The 3,606-nt window shown below is 67.0% G+C and carries 5 protein-coding genes; all 5 read left to right on the top strand.

From position 1 onward, the window contains the following. Positions 1-66: 66 nt before the first annotated feature. Positions 67-912 (top strand): 3-hydroxybutyryl-CoA dehydrogenase, encoded by an 846-nt coding sequence (locus tag ACWELQ_RS41095; protein ID WP_452402398.1) that lies wholly within the window; start codon positions 67-69, stop codon positions 910-912. Positions 913-1,132: 220 nt separating this feature from the next. Next, a complete protein-coding gene (locus tag ACWELQ_RS41090) occupies positions 1,133-1,687 on the top strand; it encodes a hypothetical protein (protein WP_452402397.1) in 555 nt (184 codons plus the stop codon). 140 nt (positions 1,688-1,827) lie between these two features. Continuing rightward, positions 1,828-2,769 carry a hypothetical protein gene (locus ACWELQ_RS41085; protein ID WP_452402396.1) on the top strand — a complete coding sequence of 314 codons (942 nt, stop codon included), beginning with the start codon at positions 1,828-1,830 and terminating at the stop codon, positions 2,767-2,769. A gap of 19 nt (positions 2,770-2,788) precedes the next feature. Further along, complete coding sequence (locus ACWELQ_RS41080) at positions 2,789-2,932, top strand: hypothetical protein (RefSeq protein WP_452402395.1); 144 nt, start codon at positions 2,789-2,791, stop codon at positions 2,930-2,932. Between the two features lie 17 nt (positions 2,933-2,949). After that, on the top strand, positions 2,950-3,606 hold a 657-nt coding region (locus tag ACWELQ_RS41075), incomplete at its 3' end, for a hypothetical protein (protein ID WP_452402394.1).

The following is a 3,606-nucleotide window of genomic DNA, read 5'->3' as shown; positions in this document are numbered from 1 at the left end:
CGAGAGTGGGTCCGGGCGGACCGGAAAGATGGGGTCGAGTTACTCGAGTACGAGGAGAGGTCGACAGTGGAACGTATTGGTGTGATCGGCGGCGGAACCATGGGCGCGGGCATCGCGGAAGTGGCCGCACGCGCGGGCAGCTCGGTGCTGATCCTGGAACGCGACACCGAGGCGGCCGCGGCCGCCGAGGCGCGGATCGACAAGTCGCTGGCCCGGGCGGTCAAGTCCGGCCGGCTCGAGCAGGCCGATGCCGACGCGGCGCGCGGGCGGGTCACCCTCACCACGTCGATCGACGATTTCGCCGACCGCGAGCTGGTCATCGAGGCCGCGCCGGAGATCGAGTCGCTCAAGGCCGACTTCTTCACCAAGCTCGACGCCATCGTCTCCCCCGAGACCATCCTGGCCACCAACACCTCCTCGATCCCGGTGATCCGGCTGGCCAACGCCACCGCCAACCCGGGCCGCGTGGTGGGTGTGCACTTCTTCAACCCGGTGCCGGTACTGCCGCTGGTCGAGATCGTGGTGACGCTCAAGACCGAGCGCGCGGTCGTCGACAAGGTCACCGCCTTCGCCCGCGACGTGCTCGGCAAGCGCACCATCGAATCCAAGGATCAGGCCGGGTTCATCGTCAACGCCCTGCTCATCCCCTACCTCTGCAATGCGATCCGGATGTACGAGACCGGTTTCGCCAGCGCCGAGGACATCGACGAGGGCATGGTCAGCGGCTGCGCACACCCCATGGGTCCGCTGCGCCTGACCGACACCGTCGGCCTCGACGTCACCCTCGCCGTCGCCGAATCCCTCTACGCCGAATTCGGCGAACCCCAGTACGCGCCTCCGGTGTTGTTGCGCCGCATGGTCGATGCGGGTTACCTCGGCCGCAAGACCGGCCAGGGTTTCTACACCTACTGATCACCGGTCATCAGCTTTTCCGGCCGCCCGAGCGGCGGCCGGAAAAGTTTCGATCGCGACACGGGCACACTTCCTGACTCCCTCTCGTTCGAGAAACTACGGTAGCGAGGAAATCCCCAGAATCACCTTTCCGGTACGGCAATCATGCTGCGCGATGAAAGGATTCCGTTTGCGATCGCAGAATCGAATTTCTCTGAGCGGTAATACTTCTCGAATTGCCTTGGGCGCGAGTCTGGCAGTGGCGCTGGCCGCGATCACCGCGTGTGGCGGATCGGATGGGAAATCCGATCAGAAGACGACCTCGTCCCCGAGCGCATCGGCCACACGCACCACCACGACCACCACCGCCATGGTCGCCCCGCCGCCGTCGCCCGGCCAGCCGACACCGACCCGCACCGGCGGCCCGGCGCAGCCACCGGCGACATCCAAACCGCCGAGCGAGGCCGACCACAAGGCCGGTGACCCGTGCCCCTACGACGCCATGGTCACGGGGCAATGGCAGTGGACCGGCATGAAATGGGTCTGCGTTCCGGTCACCTCGCCGGGCGGCGAACAACCCGGCAATGGCGGCGGAATGGGTGGCGGACAGCCTGATACCGGCGGCGGCATGGGCGGCGGCCAACCCGATAACGGCGGCGGCATGGGCGGCGGCCAACCGGACAATGGCGGCGGTATGGGCGGCGGCCAGCCGGGCGGCGGAACCACCACCCAGCCCGACGGCGGCGGCATGGGCGGCGGGCAGCCCGCGGACGGCATGAGCGGCGGGCAAGGGTGAGGACCAGTCGGCTATGCGGCAGGCTGGTCGGAGTCATTGCGGCCGTCGCACTTTCGGTGGGAGCCGGAGTCGGCTCGGGTGGGAGGGCAGTCGCCATCGACGATCTACCCACCCCACTGCGGCACGCTACGGCGCAGGATATGACGGCCGGGAACTACATTCTGGATTTCGGATGGTTTCACGCGCAGGATCCGCACGGTCTCGGGCTGTTTCAGTTCACCTATTTGAATCACGGCATGGCCGGGGTCAAGTGGGGGTATATGAACAATTTGAATCTCAATGACCCGCAGGGGAATTACCGCAATCTGGTCGAGTATCCGGCGAGTCCGGTGCATGTCACCGAGGCCCCGACCATCGACAGCGCCATCCTGCATTTCGCGTGGGTCGAGGAGAAGCAGGCGTGGCATCTGACCTACGACAATATGGATACGGTCGCCGACCTCTGGTATTCCAACACCCATCCGGGCGCGGCGATGGATCCGGTGGATTGGGATGGGAGCAAGGTCTTCTGGGCCTCCTCCATCGCCACCGCCGATATCAACGGCCGCGTGAAGTTCCCCGGGCATGCCGAGTTCACCGAGGTGAATCACTGGGTGGGAGAACAGGAACGGATGGCGGGCGGGTTCCTGCTCGGCCCCGGGCACGTCGGTTACGACTACGCCCAGGCCGGTAATCCGGACGGGTCCGCGGACCAGATGTTCGTGTTCCCGGAGGCGGACGGCAAGACCCGCGGCCTGCTCGCGCACACCGCCGCCGACGGCGCGCTGACCATGTGCGAACCGCAGAGTTATGAACAGGCGGACTGGGATTCGATCTCCGAACCGGCCGAACAGATCGGCCCGTTCGACTATCCGCGCACGGTGTCGGCGCACTGCGATGACCTGTCGTTCGTCTTCTACGTGGATCAACCGCACCTGTTCCCGCTGAACATCCAGCTCTCGACCACCACGATGTCGCAGGGGCACAGCAGCGTCCCGGGTTCCCGCGCCACCATTCAGCATGCCCGGGACGTGGGGACCGGCTTCAACACCGGACTGCCCCTGTACGGCTTCCCGAATCAACCACCCACCTACTGGAATTGAGCGAAGGGCAGCGAGAGCGATGAGCCAAGCGTTCTGCGAGGGCATGAACTCGGTCCTGAATGCCTTCGCCTACACCCCGGCGTTCTATGCCGTCGTGCACGGGCTCGACGCCGTGTGGGACGGCGGATTGAGCGCTATCTGGGCCGCTGCGGTCGGCCGCTGAAAGCCGTGCGGCCCTTGATGAAACGGCGTACGTTCCTCGCGCTCGCAGGCGCGGTGGCGCTGAGTTCGTGTTCGAGGGCCGAGCCCACGAAATCCGAACCGGGAGCGGGGATTTCCATCTCCCCGCTACCCGGCGAGGAGTCCGAGCAGCAGCGCCTCGGCCGATCCTTCTGCCTGGCGGGATTCCAGCCGACCGGCTACGCCGTGCCCGCGGAGACCGAACTGGTCGTGGAGGTCGACCGGCCGGGCCCACACGTGGAACTCCTCGTCGGCGCACCCGGATTCGGGCCCTCCGATCTGCGGGTGCATCCGCTGACCGAACAGCGCGTCACCGTCACCGACGCCGAGGGCGGCCCGCTGCACATCCGCCACACCGGTCAGGCGACGGACGAGCCGGTACATGTCCGATTCGGCCCCTCGGCCGGAGAGATCCCGTTCCACCGCCTCGGGCAGCCGCTCGACACCTGGCGGCAAGCCCTGGCCGCCGCCGCGGACACGGCGGCCGTGCAGTTGGCGAGCGAGCGGACCGTGCTCACCCTGAGCGCCGAGTCCGCGCGCCGCCATCTCCCCGACGACATCGACGAGATCTTGCGAACCTACGACGAGATCATCGGCGTCGAGGACGGCCTCCGCGGCGAAGCCGACGACGATGCCATCGACGGGCGAAGTCCCCTG

The sequence above is a fragment of the Nocardia sp. NPDC004722 genome, assembly GCF_053601505.1.
The sequence above is the reverse complement of the archived record's forward strand: the minus strand, read 5'-3'. Positions and strand labels throughout refer to the sequence as shown.